Genomic DNA, 16,566 nt, shown 5'->3' with positions numbered 1-16,566 from the left:
AACTAGGATTAATACTTATAGGTAGCGTGACAAATGTAGTAGGATTACCATTTTATCGGTATATAAGCGCTATTGAATAAAATAAAGCCTCCGGCGGATGCCTCAGATTATTTGAAAGTAAGTTTTCGAGCAGGCTCGAATAAAATCTTGGCGCAAATACGCCAAGGCGTATTTGATTGTGAGGATGATAAATATGATTTCATTATTACTAGCAATGGACAAAAACCAGTTAATTGGGAAGGACAATGACCTACCATGGCGCTTACCCGCAGACTTAGCATATTTTAAGAGGGTTACAATGGGCCACCCAATTATTATGGGTAGAAAAACATATGATTCCATCGGACGACCCCTTCCTGGACGTGAAAATATCATTGTCACTCGTGATAAAACGTATCATGCAGAGGGCTGCAAAGTAATACATTCAATTGAAGAAATAGTGACGTTGAGTGAGAATACTGAGCAGGAACTATTTGTTATTGGTGGGGCTGAAATATTTAAAGAAATACTACCGTACTCCGATAGACTCTACATAACAGAAATCGAAGAGGAATTTGAGGGAGATACTTATTTCCCTGCATTTGATAAGGCAGATTGGAAGGTCATATCAAAAGAAAAAGGAATAAAAGATGAGAAGAATCAGTATGATTATACATTTTTGGTTTATGAAAAAGTGAAATAAACAAAAGCCCGCAGACGTAACTGCGGGCTTCTCTTATGAAATAAACGGAACATCGACCACATAAAACAATATTGAAAAATACATAGCCGCACTACCAGCTAGCACAAACAAATGCCAAATTGCATGATTAAAAGGTAGCTTTCGCCATACATAGAAGACTGCACCAACTGTATACAGAATTCCCCCAGAGAGTAACAGCATAAAGCCGTTAAACCCAATACTTTCATACAAAGGTTTGATACCAACAATAATTAACCAACCCATAAGGACATAGCAAACGGTTGAAAGTATCATAAATCTTTCTACGAAAAAGATCTTAAACACGATACCGAAGACAGTAAGTCCCCACACGATACCAAACATTGTCCAGCCAAGCCAACCTCGTAACGTAACTAAAACAAACGGAGTATACGTTCCTGCTATTAATAAATAAATCGCCGAATGATCCAAAATGGCAAATACTTTCTTTGCCTTCGGATGCGTGATGCTATGCAAAAGGGTTGAAAATAAATAAAGTAGAAACATTGTAGCCCCAAAGATTGAGAAGCTTACTATATGCCACACATCACCATATTTTACTGCAAATACGATTAACAGAACAAGGGCAGGTATGCTTAATAAAACACCAAGACCGTGTGTAATCGCATTTGCAATTTCTTCTTTTAAAGACTCTTGCCTATACGTCATACTCTTCACCTCGATTACAATTCCTCATACAATCATACTGCTAAAAATGCCACAATACAAATTACAAACGTCATAAAAAACTAGGTAATCTAATAAAAAAATAGAGAAGAACGACAAGTATTTTTTATTCAGAGAATCGGAAGCGATTACATTTCGGAAGGTTATAAAATATTTAGAAAATTTACTTTCATAAGTGGTAATTCATGTTATAATGAACAAATTAAAACTTCATTACTGTACTGCGATGTAGAAGTACGTGAAAGGGGATATGGCGCTTATGACAAACGAGGTAAAACAAAAACTAGATGGAATCCATGTCGAGGATATCATAAAAGCCAACCAGACATTGAAGGATGTTATTGTCCATACACCTTTACAAAGAAACGAATTATTATCTGAACGTTATGAATGTAATGTACTCATAAAACGAGAAGATTTACAGATTGTACGTTCGTTTAAAATTAGAGGTGCTTATAACCGTATAAAAAACTTGACTGAACAGGAGCTGTCAAACGGAGTTGTTTGTGCAAGTGCTGGAAACCATGCACAAGGCGTCGCTTTCTCCTGTTTTGCATTAAAAATAAAAGGAAAGATCTTTATGCCTTCTACCACTCCTAGACAAAAGGTTTCACAGGTAGAAGCGTTTGGCCGTGATTTTGTTGAAATTATCTTATCAGGGGATACGTTTGACGATTCTTATGACGAAGCTGTAGCTTGTTGTGATAGGGAGAATCGGACATTTATTCATCCGTTTGATGATGAGGATGTCATTGCGGGCCAGGGTACAGTGGCTGTTGAAATACTGAATGACTGTGCGGAGCCGATTGATTATGTGTTTGCAGCAATTGGTGGTGGCGGACTTATTTCTGGTATTTCGACGTATATGAGAAGTATATCACCTCACACGAAGATCATTGGTGTTGAACCCGAGGGTGCACCAAGCATGAAGACCTCACTAGCAAATGGTGCAGTAACGACTTTGCCGAAAATTGATAAATTCGTTGACGGAGCGGCTGTAAAGACTGTTGGGGAAAGAACGTTTGAAATTAGTAAACAATTTGTTAACGACGTCGTTGAAGTACCAGAGGGGAAAGTATGTACAACCATTTTAGATTTGTATAATGAAAATGCTATTGTAGCTGAACCAGCCGGTGCTTTGTCATTAGCAGCACTTGATTTATATAAGGATAAATTAAGAGGTAAAACGGTTGTATGTGTCCTTAGTGGTGGAAATAATGACATTAGTAGAATGCAGGAAATTAAAGAGCGTTCTATGATGTATGAAGGCTTACAATGCTATTTTATCGTCAAGTTCCCTCAAAGAGCTGGTGCGTTACGTGAATTTTTGCTCGATGTATTAGGTCCTACTGATGATATCACTCGTTTTGAGTATACCAAGAAGAATAATAAGGATAATGGTCCTGCTTTAGTTGGAATTGAGTTGAAGCATAAAGAAGATTATCAGGCTCTAGTTAATCGCATGCATAGAAAAGGCTTCCCATTCCAAGAGGTAAACAAAGAAAGCAATCTATTTAATTTGTTGATTTAGTGAAACCTTTGTGAATACCTATGTTTTTGCATAATTAGACAAAGACGAAAAGCTTGTTTTCATGTATAATAAAAGAAACGGGTGAAAAAGGACTGATAGTTTGCTATTCAAAAGCCTAGAGTTCAAAAATTGTCATGGACATAAGGTAAAAGTTATTGAAATTCCAGTATTACAGGAAGGCAACACGTATCACTTTATGCTCGATTTTCGTTTACAAGCTTTTTTGTCGAAAATTATGACAAAATCAAGTCCAAATCAGGTTTATTCGTTTAGGGAATACTTAAAAACAGTATTAAAATGGACTGATTATGAACGATTATTCAAATTAGATATCTTAAAACACAATGCATAGTTTGAAATGAGTCGATTTCTCAAATACATGATCTTGTATTTGCGCTCGAATTTACGAGTTTGCTTGAAAACTGTGGCATCCGGCGGAGGCTTGACTTTATTCAGCAAAGGGTTTGACTCTCACTGAAGCAAGATATATCTCATTCATCCCCACTTACATAAGTGGGGTCTTCTTTTGAATAATGTATCAAGATTTCGCTCTGTTTTGACTTTTTGTGGATTTTGTTTATATTTACATATAATAGGACAAGCAGAGGTTCGCAAATGTCTTTATACATAACAAATAGGATTAAACGTAGGAAGTGAAGGTATGACAAAGGTAAAAATCGTAACAGATTCAACAGTAGATTTATCAAATGAACAAATTAAAGAGCTTGGTATATCGGTGGTTCCATTGTCGATCACCATTGATGGAGAAACCTTTCTTGATCGAGTCGACATTACCCCGAGTGAATTTTTAACAAAAATGAAGCATTCTGCTGAATTACCAAAGAGCTCTCAGCCTGCTGTCGGCCATTTCGTTGAGCTATATGATGAATTAGGTAAAGATGGAAGTGAAATCATTTCGATTCATATGACAGGCGGAATGAGCGGAACTGTTACTTCGGCTGAGAATGCTGCACAAATATCTGAATCAAAAGTGACAGTAATTGATTCAATGTACATATCAAGGGCGTTAGCATTTCAAGTAGTGGAAGCTGCTAAAATGGCAATTGAGGGGCACGATTCAGCAGCTATCATACAACGTGTAAATAAAATACGGGAAAATTCCAAGTTGTTTGTAACTGTTGACACATTAGAAAACCTTGTTAAGGGTGGCCGAATTGGGAAAGGGAAAGCATTAATTGGCTCCTTATTAAATATTAAACCAATCGCTTCCTTGCAGGATGGAGTATATACTCCGGTTTCAAAAGTACGTAGCCATGCTCAAATCGTAAAGTACTTGAGTAAGCAATTTGCTGAGGATGTAAGCAACAAAACAATTAAAGGTGTCGCCATTGCACAGGTCGATGCGTTAGAACTAGCATCAAACTTAAAAGAAGCTGTAATAAAACTTACAGGGTATGCGGATGTTGATATTGTGGAAACAACACCTGTCATAAGTACACATACTGGGCCTGGGGCGATCGGGTTTATGTATTACGCAGAATAAAAGTAGACATAAAAAATGACGTGTAGATAGTTTACACGTCATTTTCTTATGTCATTTTTTATATTTCAGGCTTAGGGGTTGGAGTAGGGGCAGGAAAGCCTTCTTTATAAGCTTCATCGATCGAAGCACGTATTTCGCTTGGTGATTTGCCATTCTGATACTCTAATACAGAAGTAGCTGCAATATCCAAACAAACACCACATTTCGTACCATGGTCATCCCATACAATTGCGTCTCCATCATTTTCATAAACGAAACAATCATAATTGTCGCGATGTCCGACAGAGTCAGCGCAACCACAATAACAGGGTATTGATTCAAGTAGATCCTTATGCATTGCAGCTGCTTTATAAATCGTGACCATCTCTTCTGGCTTATCATCTAAAAAAGACGGCAAGCCTTCAATGGAAGCTGTTTCTTCTCGAATATCACCCATCTGTTGTTTTTCACTATGTGTTTCATGGCCATCTTCATTCTGTGAACAACCAACCATTCCGACAACAAGTACGAGAATTAGAAGGAAATTTAATTTTTTCATACAAGCAAACCTCTCTTTTTTGTGTGTAAACCTATTTTAACATATCAATCAGGACACAAAAAAGAATTCACAATGATGTCATAAAACCTTCATATTGCTATGGAATGTGAACTCATTAGAAAAAGGGTATCGAAAATGATACCCTACTTTTCCTTAGTTTCTTCTTCGGAAAGCTCTAATTTTTCTCCACCAATTGAGATATAAGTTAACATATCCAGATCAGGCTTCGCCTTCGCCATTCCTTGAATATAAGGTGTAATCGTATCTTTGAAATCCTTACTAACTCCCATATCCTCACAGTGACCATAGATGTACATCTTTTTATCATCAAAGAAGAATGAGATATACCCAAGTGCTTTTTTTTCTGAATTTACAATGTTTAAAATTTGGCATTGTTCTTTAATTACCTCTGGGGAAACGAATATTTGCACAATAAATCCTCCTTATTAAATGTTTTAGGTTAACTGTAATTTTTCAAATAGAGAATCATTTGTATCTTCACTTGGCTTCTTCTTTTTCACATGTATTAACATCATACAGAGTAAGCCCACAATAAGGGTTAGGGAAGCGGTCGTTAAAAACATACCAGACCTTGACCAATTCATCAGCCAACCATATATCGGTGGTCCAATCGCAACCCCTAAAAATCGTACCGACCCATATAATGATGTAACAAATCCACGTTTTTCTGTAGATACGGAACCTGTAATAAAGCTATTGATACAGGGTAGAACAAGTCCAGTACCTATACTACTGATTACCAATACAGCGATAAACGGGATGAGACTTTCGAAAAAAACTAACGTCGCAAATGATATTGTCATCATCACGAGCCCAATGATAATAAGTTTTTTCATTAATGGCATCTTTTTGCCGATTTTACTACCTGTAATATAAGAGGTTGTTGTCATAAATAAAAGTGGGATGGCTAGGATTGAGCCCTTGAGAACACCATCCGTATTATAGGTCTTCTCTAACACATCAGATAAATAGAAAAGGATCCCAAATAATGTGAATAGGCAGGTCGCTCCAGCTAAGTAGGCTGTGAACAGCCATCTACCTTCATTTTTAAAAACTGAAAATAAACCATGTACATATTTTTTTAGTGGAGGTGGTTCTTTCTTCTCCTTTTTTTCTTTGACAAAGAAAATGGTTAATAATACGGAAATTAAACAGAAGATGGGAAAAGCAAAGAAGGCAGCATACCAAAACAATAGTGCTAACAACGATCCTATTATTGGTGAAATAACTTTACCAAAGCCGTTTGAAGCTTCTACCAGTCCTAACACCTTACTTTGCTGTCCACCCTTAAATAAGTCACCGGTAAGTGCCATTGCGATTGGTGCTGTTCCGGCAGCTCCTATTCCTTGCATAACCCGACCAGCCATAATCCAAAAAAATGGATTAGCAAACCATGCAGCAGCCGCACCAGCAATCAGTCCACCTGTACCATAAAGTATCAGCGCAGGGATAATGACTGCCTTTCTTGAAAAACGATCCGAAAAATACCCAAGTAACGGAATTGATATAGCAGCTGCAACTGAGAAAGCAGTAATTACAAGGCTAACTTGGAATTGGCTTATGTCGAGTTCTTTCTGCATCTGTGGTAAAACAGGAATTAACATCGAATTACCAAGTACAAGTATGAGTGGAATCGAACCAATTGCAACAATTGTCATTGCGGAAGTTTTTTGACTGGACAAGTTTTTGCATCTCCTTATTGTACGGTGTCTAAAATAACTCAATAAACAACATTCAGTTCTCGATTTTGTAACTGAAATCAATTATTGCTTTACTATTTTTTCAATTACTTGTGATTCCTATTCTGTTAGTGATTTCCAGTTAGACAAATGCCTAGAATTCGCCCATTCTATACACCATTTACCTATTTTTGAATAACATATCAACTGTAAGAAGGCTAGGTAAATATAATAAAAAGGGTATAAAAACCTAAAGATGAATGGGGCAAACGCCTCTGATACACTAGATTACTTATGTAAGACGCTTGCGGTTCGATAAAAGGAGGAGTTATGCCAATGGATTTTTTAGATGTACCAACTCGTACACATGGTGAAAGAAGTTATGGAATTACCTCAATCGCGGATTTTGGTACCCCAATAGGCCAATTACAAGCTTATTTACACGATTATCATTCATATATTGACATTGCAAAAATTGGGATTGGCTCTGCATATGTGACCCCAAACCTACAAGAGAAGATAGACCTCTATAAAAAATATAAGATTATCCCATACTGTGGCGGGACGCTCTTTGAAAAATGCTATGTCCAGGATAAGGTGAATGAATACGTGAATAGTCTTCAGGAACTTGGTATTGAATGGATTGAAGTTTCAAATGGTACGTTGGATATTCCGCTTACTAAAAGGATTTCCTTAATCAAAAAATTAACTCAAAAATTTAATGTTATTGCAGAGGTAGGGTCTAAAGATCAGGAAAAAGAAATGCCTCTGTCTGAGTGGGAACAAGAAATAAATTTGTTGTTAGCAGCAGGTTGTAAATATGTCATTACTGAGGGGAGAGACTCGGGGACAGCAGGTATTTACAATCAATCAGGAAGTGTAAATATGGACTTAATCAATCAAATTTCAAAAAATATTGATGTTAACAAAGTTATTTTTGAAGCTCCGACTCCAAAACAACAGATGTTTTTCATCAATCAATTTGGAACAAACGTAAATTTAGGAAATGTAAAAATAAATGATGTCCTCGTATTGGAAGCCCAACGACTTGGTTTGCGTAGTGAAACATTTTTCATGGGGGAGAAGACATGGAACTTACCTTAATAAGGCATCTTCCAACGGAATGGAACAGAAGGGGAGTCCTTCAAGGGAGTCGTGATATTCCCATTTTAGAACCATGTGAAGCTGACATAGAGGATATAGAAAAAAATAAAACACACTTAGAAAAGAAAGGTCCATTTTCAATTGTTGTAACAAGTTCTTTAATTCGAACCCAACAAACAGCCCATGCATATGGTTATGAGCAATATCAGATAGAGCCTTTGTTAAACGAATTACACTTTGGTGAATTTGAGGGTAAGGAAAAGAAACGACTCATAGAATCACATAAGGAAGTCTGGTATACCAACCCACGTATGATTGTGCTAGGAGAAAAAGTCGTTGATCTTGAAAAAAGAATGCTTTTATTTTTACAAACATACTCCGAGTATGATTCTGTTTTAGTTTTCGGGCATGGGTCGTGGATGAGGGCATGTATGTCCCATCTAGAGTTTGGAACGATCAATAAGATGAATCAGATTGAAATAAAGAATAATCAACTAGAAACAATCAAGGTAAGAGAGGGGGATTATCAGCTTGGACGCCATCACATATAACAATTGGAATGAGGATTTTGTTTCGCAGGTGATTTCGAATAATAAAGATTATTATGACATTCTTAAATGGGCATATAACACCTATGATGCAGAGAACATTGTATATGCTTGTAGCTTTGGTGCAGAGGGTATTGTCTTAATTGATTTAATATCGAAGGTGAAAAAAGATGCTCGAATCGTCTTTTTAGACACTGGACTGCATTTTAAAGAGACATATGAACTAATAGATAAAATAAAACAAAAATATCCGGATCTTAAAATTGAGCTAAAAAGACCAGTATTAAATTTAAAAGAGCAAGCTGAAAAACACGGGGAAGAGCTTTGGAAAAGTAATCCGAATTTATGTTGTCAAATTCGAAAGATAGTTCCATTAAAAGAGGTTCTTTCTGGGGCTGAGGCTTGGGTATCTGGATTGCGCAGGGAACAGGGACCTACAAGAAAAAATACGGAATACCTAAACAAGGATGAGAAGTTCAAGAACATTAAAATATGTCCACTCATCCATTGGACTTGGGATGATGTGTGGACATATATCAAGCTTAATAATTTACCCTATAATGAATTACATGATAATAACTATCCGAGTATTGGGTGTGCACCTTGTACGAATCAAGCGATAAACGGTGATTTACGATCAGGAAGATGGGCCAATTCCAATAAAACGGAATGCGGTTTGCATCTAAAATAACAGTAAAATGACAAAGTGATGTATGTAATGGAGGTTTTAATAGTGGCATTAAGTAAACCGCATGGCGGTACATTGATAAACCGCTTTAACCCGACGTTTCCCTACGATAATATCGACAAACAAATAGAACTTAGTAACATGGAGTTAAGTGACCTAGAATTGCTTGCTGTTGGTGCATATAGCCCTCTCGAAGGTTTTATAGGCAAAGACGATTATGAGTCAATTCTACATTCTATGAGGCTCGCAAATGGCCTGCCGTGGTCAATACCGATTACATTATCAGTAGATAAAACAACTGCAAAGAAGATCTCGATTGGAGAAAAGGTAAGGTTGGTTTTTGAAGATGAGGTATATGGAGTCATAGAAGTTACAGAGAAATATGTTCCGAACAAGGAAATAGAAGCCTTTAAGGTGTATCGAACAACCGAAGATGCACATCCGGGGGTCAAAAAATTATTTGAAAGACATAGTGTATATATAGCCGGGCCGATTCACATGGTAAAACGTCCGAAAAAAGAGAAATTTGAATCTTATTATTTAGATCCACTAGAAACGAGAGCTGTTTTTGAGGGTTTGGGTTGGAAGAAGGTAGTAGGATTTCAAACTAGAAATCCAGTTCATCGGGCACATGAATATATTCAAAAGTCTGCTTTGGAAGTTGTGGATGGTTTATTCCTCAACCCGTTAGTCGGTGAAACAAAAAGCGATGATATTCCTAGTGACATCCGGATGGAAAGTTACATGGTCTTACTCGAAAAATATTACCCGAAGAACAGAGTCTTTCTGTCGGTATTTCCAGCTGCAATGCGCTACGCAGGCCCAAGAGAGGCAATTTTTCACGCATTGGTTCGAAAAAATTATGGTTGTACGCATTTTATCGTTGGGCGTGATCATGCCGGTGTAGGGAATTACTATGGAACGTATGATTCACAGAACATCTTCAGCCATTTCACAGAAACGGAACTAGGTATTTCACCGTTGTTCTTTGAACATAGCTTTTTCTGTAAAAAATGTGGGAATATGGCATCTGCAAAAACCTGTCCACATAGCATGGAGGATCATGTCATTTTATCGGGTACAAAAGTACGCGAAATGCTTAAATCGGGAAAAAAACCACCAAAAGAATTTAGCAGACCAGAGGTAGTAGATGTGCTCATTAGAGGTATGGCCGAACAATATTCTAAGATATAAAGGTGGGTAAAATGGGCGAAGATCAAAATATTATATGGCATCAAGCAACAGTGACAAAACACGATAGACAAAAGAGGAATAATCATAAAAGTTGTGTTATCTGGTTTACTGGTCTTTCAGGTTCAGGTAAATCATCATTAGCAAATGCTCTTGACAAGGAGTTATATGCACAAAATGTGCAAAGCTATGTGCTCGATGGAGATAATATTCGGCATGGTTTGAATGCGGGACTGGGCTTTAGTAAGGATGATAGAAAAGAAAATATACGCCGAATTGGTGAAGTTTCTAAACTGTTCGTGGATAGCGGTCAAATTGTATCGACAGCGTTTATTTCCCCGTTTCGCGAAGACAGAGACCAAGTAAGAGCCTTATTTCCAGATGATGAATTTATTGAGGTATTTGTGAAGTGTCCAATCTCAGTATGTGAAAATCGGGACCCCAAGGGGTTGTATAAAAAAGCAAGGAAGGGAGAAATATCCGAATTTACCGGAATAAGCTCCCCATATGAAGAACCTGAGCACCCTGAGCTAGTTATCGAATCCGACCAATTAACGATACTACAATCGGTCAATACGATTATTGACTTTCTAAAAGCTAGAAACATACTTTAATAGTAAGAAAGTGAGACTCGCTTTCTTACCTACATATTACTTCTTTCTCCAGCCAAATGAAGGTGAGGCGATAAAAGAAGGTGCCCGTAAATGATAAATAACGTCTATTAGATTTGTTGAGATTGTTTGACAAAGGATTGCAAAGAAAACTATCCGAATATCAATAACGAAAGCAGTTAACAAGAAAATAAAGAAATTTAACCAAAGCATCACCTTTCCTGGGGACCAATCATTGTATTGGGCAATCATTAATGTTGGAATGACCATTCCGCCACTTGAAGAACCACTTCGGATTAACAACCCTACACCGACTCCAAATATCAAGCTGCCAAAAAGCAAATCCAACCAAAAAAATGGGGTTAAAAAAGAACCTAGAGTCGAAACAAAACTGACTGTTACGGAGGTAATCGTAACAGCGACCATCGTTTTGACAGTCCAACTAAAGCCAAAGTATTTTAAGGCCAAAAATAAAAATGAAAAATTGACAATCCAAAGTGACATTCCTAAAGGTAGGTTCACCCAATGATTCATTAGAATAGCTAAGCCTGCCGCACCGCCGGAAGGAATATTATGAGGAAATAAAAATAAGGACATTCCTAAACCCTGTAAAAAAGCTCCGATAACAATACAAACGTAGGATATTATTATTTTTGGCATGTAACCAAATGCCCTTTCTGACAAGTATGTTGAATCCACATATCCTTGTAAGCCTCCTGATCAAATGCGCCTTGGCGTATTAGCCTAGATTTTTTGGACCACACGAGGTGGGTTATAAATAATTTGCCACATGATGTGGTGTTTATCGTCTTTGATCTTACGCGCGAATAACGTCCTCTAAAAATCTGAGGCAGTTTAAGATTATCTATTAAATAATGATAAAACACTCTCCTTGTCCATTTTATGATGACAAGCAGTTCATTATGTTCGAAAATTGTTCACAGCTATTTTAGTTGTAAGTTTGTTATAAGTTCTTTAAAATGAGATATTGAATAGCAAAATGACAAGTAGGTGAGAACATGAAGAAAGTATATCTTTCATTTGTTTTAGGAGTCATTCTTATTTTAGCGGCTTGTGGAAATAATGATGGAATTAAGGATCCGTTAAATTATGAGGTTTCTGACTTTACGTATACAAACCAAGAAGGAGAACCTTTTGGTTTAAAGGATTTAGAGGGTAAAGTTTGGGTTGCAAATATGATTTTTACAAACTGTGATACTGTTTGTCCACCAATGACAGCCCATATGGCAAAGCTCCAAGGAATGGCAAAGGAAGAGGAGCTAGATGTTGAATTTGTATCATTCTCGGTTGACCCAGAAGTAGACACACCGGAACTGCTTAAGGAATATGCGGCGGGCTTCGATGCTGATCTTTCAAACTGGAATCTCTTAACTGGTTATACTCTAGAGGAGATGGAGAAGTTTGCGAAAGATAGCTTTGCAGCTTTAGTAGCAAAACCAGAGGGACAAGACCAAGTTATGCATGGTATTAAATTTTATCTAGTAGATCAAAATGGAACAGTCTTAAAGGATTACAATGGGGTAGAGAATACTCCATACGAGGAAATCATCGAGGATATTAAAAAGATTCAATAATGTTGAAAGGACTCCTTATCTAGGGGTCCTTTTTGGTTTTAGTGAGTTTCTTGTAGCAACCATGTTTTTATTTTATTCCTCTACTTCTTCTGCTTGTACTACTCCATCAACTACGATCGTTTCAAGCTCCCTCCAAAACAGTTCATGGCTAGTAAATGTTTGACATCCTGTAGAAATTTGCTCAGGGAAGTCTTGTTTGTCCTGTTGTATGTTTTTTGCATCATGCTCTTTTTTCATTTGGTAGACTCCTTTCATTTATGATTTTATGAACAATTTCCCCTGCTGTTTGCTGTGAGAGGTGATTATGAAAGACATCTATATTTTGATAAAGCTTGTCTAATCTCTTTACCTCTGTCAATAGTAGGCCCTCTAAATCAGCTATTTCACCCCAATGTGGCAACTTTACAACTAAGCCCATTCTTAGTAGCTCTTGAAGATTGATTTCCTCTTGACCGGGAAGGGCATGATAGATAAATGTCGGGATTCGCTTCATCAAACATTCGCTTATTGTAACTCCGCCAGGCTTTGTAATGACAAAATCAGTCTGTTCATATAAAGTATTCATTTCATCGCGGCAAGATATGTACGGAAGGGGAGTAATTCTCGGATGGTCTAGGCTTTTGAGCTTAGCGAAAAGACGTCTATTTTTACCACAAAGTATTTGATAAGTAATTCTTTTTGATTGTAGAAGTATACCGATTAGCTCCTCGATAGCGCCGACTCCGAGACTTCCTCCCATTATCGTACAAGTATATGTTTTATCAGTTTCAACTGACGGCTTAGTTTTATTATTCTTACGTAGACATGGATGTACTGGAATTCCTGTTACATGTATCTTTTCATCACTAATGCCTTTCTTTTTTAAATAGGATTTCATTTCGGGATGTGCAATAAAATGATAATCAATGTGACTAATCCCCCAGAAGGTATGGATAAAAAAATCGGTGTATACATTTACAACGGGTATGTTCAAAAGTTTCTTTTCCTTTAGTTTGTTTAGCATGTACGAGGGTAATGCATGAGAACATATAATTAGGGCTGGATTTGTTTCTGAAACTAGCTTCTGAACAAATTGTTTGAACAAGATCTCATATAATCGATAGTCCTTGTCTCGTTCAATATCCTGGAAGACGGATTTTTTATAGATCCAACTGTAGGTTTTTGGAAAACGATGAATCCATTTTAGATAGATTGACGAAACGAATGTTTCTATTTTTCCATACGAATAGTGTAGGATATCAACTTTTTGACACGTGAGAGAGGGGTCTAGGGATGTGAGAGATTCTATTATCGCATCTGCAACTTGGTGGTGACCTGATGGTAGCTGTAGGAAAGGCATGAACAGGATTTTCTTCATGAAAAATACTCCTTAATTTTCGTTAATTTATACAAGTAGTTTCAAGAAAAGTGCCTTTTTTTATCCTACCTTACTTTTCCAAAATAATTTTCATGAGATTAGAGAAAATGAGTATGTAAATATCTTTTGTGAATAAGGAGAATTTATGTAGATGCTCGCAAAAATGAAATTATGTGTGATTACAATCTGGACTGTTCTGGATCCCATTTATTACTTCTTAACAAGGTTAACATATGTTGCAGAAAATCAAGTCTTGCGTGTCAGGGTTACGAGATACAAGGGGAAGCCTTGTATACTAACTGATGGAACATCTATTAATAAAAATGATTTGTTAATAAAAATTCACCTACATAATGTAATTTTGTTAAAGAGCCTACTGGGTTTACACGGTGAAACGACAAAGGCTCGGCAAATATACCATCAGGTTAAACAATCACTTCCTGAATTGGCGGAATATATATACAACCATCCAAAAAAACAAGAAATTAAAGGGATTATTGGCATTACTTCTTTAAATAAAGGAAGTAGACGGTTGGGATTTGAAACTGTATCTATTTCAAATAAAGCATATTTACGGTTTAAACAGTTAGTTTTTCTTCCTATGCATTTCATGGGTATGTCCACAATTTCGATGAAAACACTAAAAAGGCCACCGATGTATCTCTTTATGTCCAAGTCAAAGTTATTAGATTTGTACCATTCAGAAGAATAGGCATCCATTCATTACCACTGATTTTCCGTATCCGATTTACTATAATGGAGGAGGAAAAGGTGGTGTTTTTTTGAAGATTTTTATGATTGTGTTACTAGCAATACTAGTTTACTATTTTCTTGTGAAAGCTAATAAAAACACATATAAAGTAAACCTTACAAAAATTCATGTGAATGAATTGACTGATGTGCATAAACAAGATACGAATCCGACCCAAATGAATGTTCTCCACCTCTCAGACTTACATCTTGAAAATCTATCAATCACTCCAGAGGGCTTATTTAGTCAAGTGAAATCGGAGACGATTGACCTAATAGCCATCACGGGTGATTTTTTAGACCGGAAACGAAGTATTCAAAAACTAATTCCATATCTCGAGGTGTTTCAAAAGATAGCGCCAACCCATGGGACATATGCGGTTTTTGGAAACCATGATTATGTACTGCGGAAGGAAAACTTTGAACAATTAAAAAAACTTTTGCATCAATATGGTGTGAAAACCTTTCAAAACGAAAATAAATCACTTGTTATTAATGGACAGCGTCTAAATGTAATTGGAATAGATGACTTCAGCACGAAAAGAAGTAATCTTGAAAAATCATATGCTTCGTTGGAGAAAGGCTACAATCTTGTATTGACGCATGACCCAAACTTGGTTCTACACATGCAAAATTATCATTTTGATTATCTGCTTTCTGGCCATTTTCATGGGGGGCAAATATGTTATCCAAAGCCATATCACTTGGTGAAAATGGGAAAGCTTGTTAGAATGAATATGATAAAAGGATTTCATATACATGACGGTAAGCCGTTTTATATTAATGAAGGACTTGGGCAAACTGGTGTGAATATACGTGTACGTAGTAACCCAGAGATTACAATTCACACAATAACCTTAGGAGCAGAATCCGTTAGTGAAAGACAAGTAATATAAAGGTCAGCAAGTTTTCTAGATGGTCCACTAATGTGGGTGCCTGATGCCGATTAATTGGGGTAAACGTAAAGACGTCAAATTGATGACGTCTTTTTTCAACATTCCTGTGAATTGAATTATTTTTTGGTACGATTGAAAATATTACTTTGAAATTATGGTATTTTGTAGAAACTGTAATCCATACTCGTTTTTCTACGTATGCTATAATACTATACTTGTAGACTAACTGTCTAAAAGAAAAGTAGGTGGGAAAGATGAATAACACAATATTTGCAATTATAATCACTAGTTTATTAATGGGTGGCTGTTCTTCAGCGGTAGCTACTTCTGGGACGATTAACCTTCATGATACAGGTCTGTTTCCAAAAGAAGAGATACCAGCTGATTTTATTCCGAAAGATGTAAAAATAGCTGCAATTGGTGATTCACTTACAAAAGGTGTAGGTGATGAAACAAAACAAGGAGGATATACTTCACTACTAGAGGGTAAACTGCAACTTCAAAAAGAGGTTAAATCAGTTACTCTTCAAAACTATGGAGTAAAAGGGCATAAAACGACTGACCTTTTAAATCGGTTACAGGATAAGGAAGTACAAGCGGGTATTGCTGATGCAGACATTATAATCATTACCATTGGAGGGAATGATATAATGAAGATCGTGAAAGAGAACCTTCTAGAATTATCTCTTGGAGTATTTGAGAAAGAGCAAGCAAAATATGAAAATCGTCTTCATAAAGTGTTAGAGAAAATTAGAGAACATAATAGCGATGGAGAAATTGTACTTGTCGGCCTTTACAACCCTTTTGGATGGTTTATTGACCTCTCAACAGAAATAAATACGATCGTTGATAATTGGAATGGAGGAAGTAAAAACATCCTTTTTCAATTTGAGCATACAAAATTTGTAGAAGTTGATGATGTATTTAGTGTATCGGAGGAAAATCTTTTAGCAGAGGATGAGTTTCATCCGAACGCAAAAGGGTATGAAATAATGAGCCAAAGGATTTTTGAAGCCATTACGAATGAATAACGAGGTGTATCAAGGCTTATTACTAGTTGGACTATAACTGGTCAATTGAGTAAGGTCGCGACAGCAGCAACGTTATTATAACCCAAAACAATTGGGTACTAAGCAAGCAAAATAGTATATGATTTTCCTTCCTAC

At 36.6% G+C, this 16,566-nt stretch carries 20 protein-coding genes; 13 read left to right on the top strand and 7 right to left on the bottom strand.

Going from position 1 to position 16,566, the window contains the following annotated elements:
• Nucleotides 1–193: 193 nt before the first annotated feature.
• Nucleotides 194–682: a dihydrofolate reductase gene (locus ACWNMY_RS02140; protein ID WP_449536640.1), complete on the top strand. Its 489-nt coding sequence runs from the start codon at nt 194–196 to the stop codon at nt 680–682.
• 33 nt (nt 683–715) lie between these two features.
• Here the strand turns inward: ACWNMY_RS02140 and trhA are convergent, their stop codons facing one another.
• Nucleotides 716–1,369: a PAQR family membrane homeostasis protein TrhA gene (gene trhA, locus ACWNMY_RS02135; RefSeq protein ID WP_449536639.1), complete on the bottom strand. Its 654-nt coding sequence runs from the start codon at nt 1,367–1,369 to the stop codon at nt 716–718.
• Between the two features lie 277 nt (nt 1,370–1,646).
• Here trhA and ilvA point away from each other — a divergent pair, with 277 nt between their 5' ends.
• From ilvA to ACWNMY_RS02120, 3 genes are all read left to right on the top strand, one after another.
• Entirely contained in the window at nt 1,647–2,918 is a 1,272-nt protein-coding gene (ilvA, locus tag ACWNMY_RS02130) for a threonine ammonia-lyase IlvA (RefSeq protein ID WP_449536638.1), read from the top strand.
• A gap of 100 nt (nt 2,919–3,018) precedes the next feature.
• Complete coding sequence (locus ACWNMY_RS02125) at nt 3,019–3,270, top strand: DUF2535 family protein (protein WP_449536637.1); 252 nt, start codon at nt 3,019–3,021, stop codon at nt 3,268–3,270.
• A gap of 309 nt (nt 3,271–3,579) precedes the next feature.
• Entirely contained in the window at nt 3,580–4,422 is an 843-nt protein-coding gene (locus tag ACWNMY_RS02120) for a DegV family protein (RefSeq protein WP_449536636.1), read from the top strand.
• A gap of 58 nt (nt 4,423–4,480) precedes the next feature.
• On the opposite strand, the gene ACWNMY_RS02115 is transcribed toward ACWNMY_RS02120, so the two are convergent.
• From ACWNMY_RS02115 to ACWNMY_RS02105, 3 genes are all read right to left on the bottom strand, one after another.
• Nucleotides 4,481–4,960 (bottom strand): PCYCGC motif-containing (lipo)protein, encoded by a 480-nt coding sequence (locus ACWNMY_RS02115; RefSeq protein ID WP_449536635.1) that lies wholly within the window; start codon nt 4,958–4,960, stop codon nt 4,481–4,483.
• 143 nt (nt 4,961–5,103) lie between these two features.
• Nucleotides 5,104–5,391 carry a hypothetical protein gene (locus ACWNMY_RS02110; RefSeq protein ID WP_449536634.1) on the bottom strand — a complete coding sequence of 96 codons (288 nt, stop codon included), beginning with the start codon at nt 5,389–5,391 and terminating at the stop codon, nt 5,104–5,106.
• A gap of 24 nt (nt 5,392–5,415) precedes the next feature.
• A complete protein-coding gene (locus ACWNMY_RS02105) occupies nt 5,416–6,639 on the bottom strand; it encodes an MFS transporter (RefSeq protein WP_449538369.1) in 1,224 nt (407 codons plus the stop codon).
• Nucleotides 6,640–6,996: 357 nt separating this feature from the next.
• On the opposite strand from ACWNMY_RS02105, the gene ACWNMY_RS02100 reads away from it, so the two are divergent.
• Genes ACWNMY_RS02100 through cysC form a run of 5 tightly spaced genes read left to right on the top strand, consistent with a single transcriptional unit; the run spans nt 6,997 to nt 10,805 of the window.
• Complete coding sequence (locus ACWNMY_RS02100; RefSeq protein ID WP_449536633.1) at nt 6,997–7,764, top strand: phosphosulfolactate synthase; 768 nt, start codon at nt 6,997–6,999, stop codon at nt 7,762–7,764.
• Nucleotides 7,749–8,315: a histidine phosphatase family protein gene (locus tag ACWNMY_RS02095; RefSeq protein WP_449536632.1), complete on the top strand. Its 567-nt coding sequence runs from the start codon at nt 7,749–7,751 to the stop codon at nt 8,313–8,315. The genes ACWNMY_RS02100 and ACWNMY_RS02095 overlap by 16 nt, the downstream gene beginning before the upstream one ends.
• On the top strand, nt 8,290–9,003 hold the full coding sequence (locus ACWNMY_RS02090; protein WP_449538368.1) for a phosphoadenylyl-sulfate reductase: 714 nt from the start codon (nt 8,290–8,292) through the stop codon (nt 9,001–9,003). The genes ACWNMY_RS02095 and ACWNMY_RS02090 overlap by 26 nt, the downstream gene beginning before the upstream one ends.
• A 42-nt stretch (nt 9,004–9,045) precedes the next feature.
• Nucleotides 9,046–10,194, top strand: coding sequence for a sulfate adenylyltransferase (gene sat / locus ACWNMY_RS02085; protein WP_449536631.1), 1,149 nt, complete (start codon nt 9,046–9,048; stop codon nt 10,192–10,194).
• A gap of 11 nt (nt 10,195–10,205) precedes the next feature.
• Nucleotides 10,206–10,805, top strand: coding sequence for an adenylyl-sulfate kinase (cysC, locus tag ACWNMY_RS02080; protein WP_449536630.1), 600 nt, complete (start codon nt 10,206–10,208; stop codon nt 10,803–10,805).
• A gap of 36 nt (nt 10,806–10,841) precedes the next feature.
• Here the strand turns inward: cysC and ACWNMY_RS02075 are convergent, their stop codons facing one another.
• The gene (locus ACWNMY_RS02075; protein ID WP_449536629.1) at nt 10,842–11,462 is read right to left on the bottom strand and encodes a YitT family protein; all 621 of its coding nucleotides are present in this window, start codon (nt 11,460–11,462) and stop codon (nt 10,842–10,844) included.
• A 359-nt stretch (nt 11,463–11,821) separates the two neighbouring features.
• On the opposite strand from ACWNMY_RS02075, the gene ACWNMY_RS02070 reads away from it, so the two are divergent.
• Nucleotides 11,822–12,397: an SCO family protein gene (locus tag ACWNMY_RS02070; RefSeq protein ID WP_449536628.1), complete on the top strand. Its 576-nt coding sequence runs from the start codon at nt 11,822–11,824 to the stop codon at nt 12,395–12,397.
• A gap of 72 nt (nt 12,398–12,469) precedes the next feature.
• On the opposite strand, the gene ACWNMY_RS02065 is transcribed toward ACWNMY_RS02070, so the two are convergent.
• Complete coding sequence (locus ACWNMY_RS02065; RefSeq protein WP_449536627.1) at nt 12,470–12,634, bottom strand: hypothetical protein; 165 nt, start codon at nt 12,632–12,634, stop codon at nt 12,470–12,472.
• Entirely contained in the window at nt 12,618–13,754 is a 1,137-nt protein-coding gene (locus ACWNMY_RS02060) for an MGDG synthase family glycosyltransferase (protein ID WP_449536626.1), read from the bottom strand. Before ACWNMY_RS02060 ends, ACWNMY_RS02065 begins: the two co-directional genes overlap by 17 nt.
• Before the next feature lie 151 nt (nt 13,755–13,905).
• Between ACWNMY_RS02060 and ACWNMY_RS02055 the strand changes: the two genes are divergently transcribed.
• From ACWNMY_RS02055 to ACWNMY_RS02045, 3 genes are all read left to right on the top strand, one after another.
• Nucleotides 13,906–14,466 (top strand): YkoP family protein, encoded by a 561-nt coding sequence (locus tag ACWNMY_RS02055; protein WP_449536625.1) that lies wholly within the window; start codon nt 13,906–13,908, stop codon nt 14,464–14,466.
• Between the two features lie 70 nt (nt 14,467–14,536).
• Nucleotides 14,537–15,400 carry a metallophosphoesterase gene (locus ACWNMY_RS02050; RefSeq protein ID WP_449536624.1) on the top strand — a complete coding sequence of 288 codons (864 nt, stop codon included), beginning with the start codon at nt 14,537–14,539 and terminating at the stop codon, nt 15,398–15,400.
• 254 nt (nt 15,401–15,654) lie between these two features.
• Nucleotides 15,655–16,431 carry a GDSL-type esterase/lipase family protein gene (locus ACWNMY_RS02045; protein ID WP_449536623.1) on the top strand — a complete coding sequence of 259 codons (777 nt, stop codon included), beginning with the start codon at nt 15,655–15,657 and terminating at the stop codon, nt 16,429–16,431.
• Nucleotides 16,432–16,566: the final 135 nt, after the last annotated feature.

This window comes from Ferdinandcohnia sp. Marseille-Q9671 (assembly GCF_976954385.1).
This window is presented reverse-complemented; position numbering and strand designations above follow the sequence as displayed.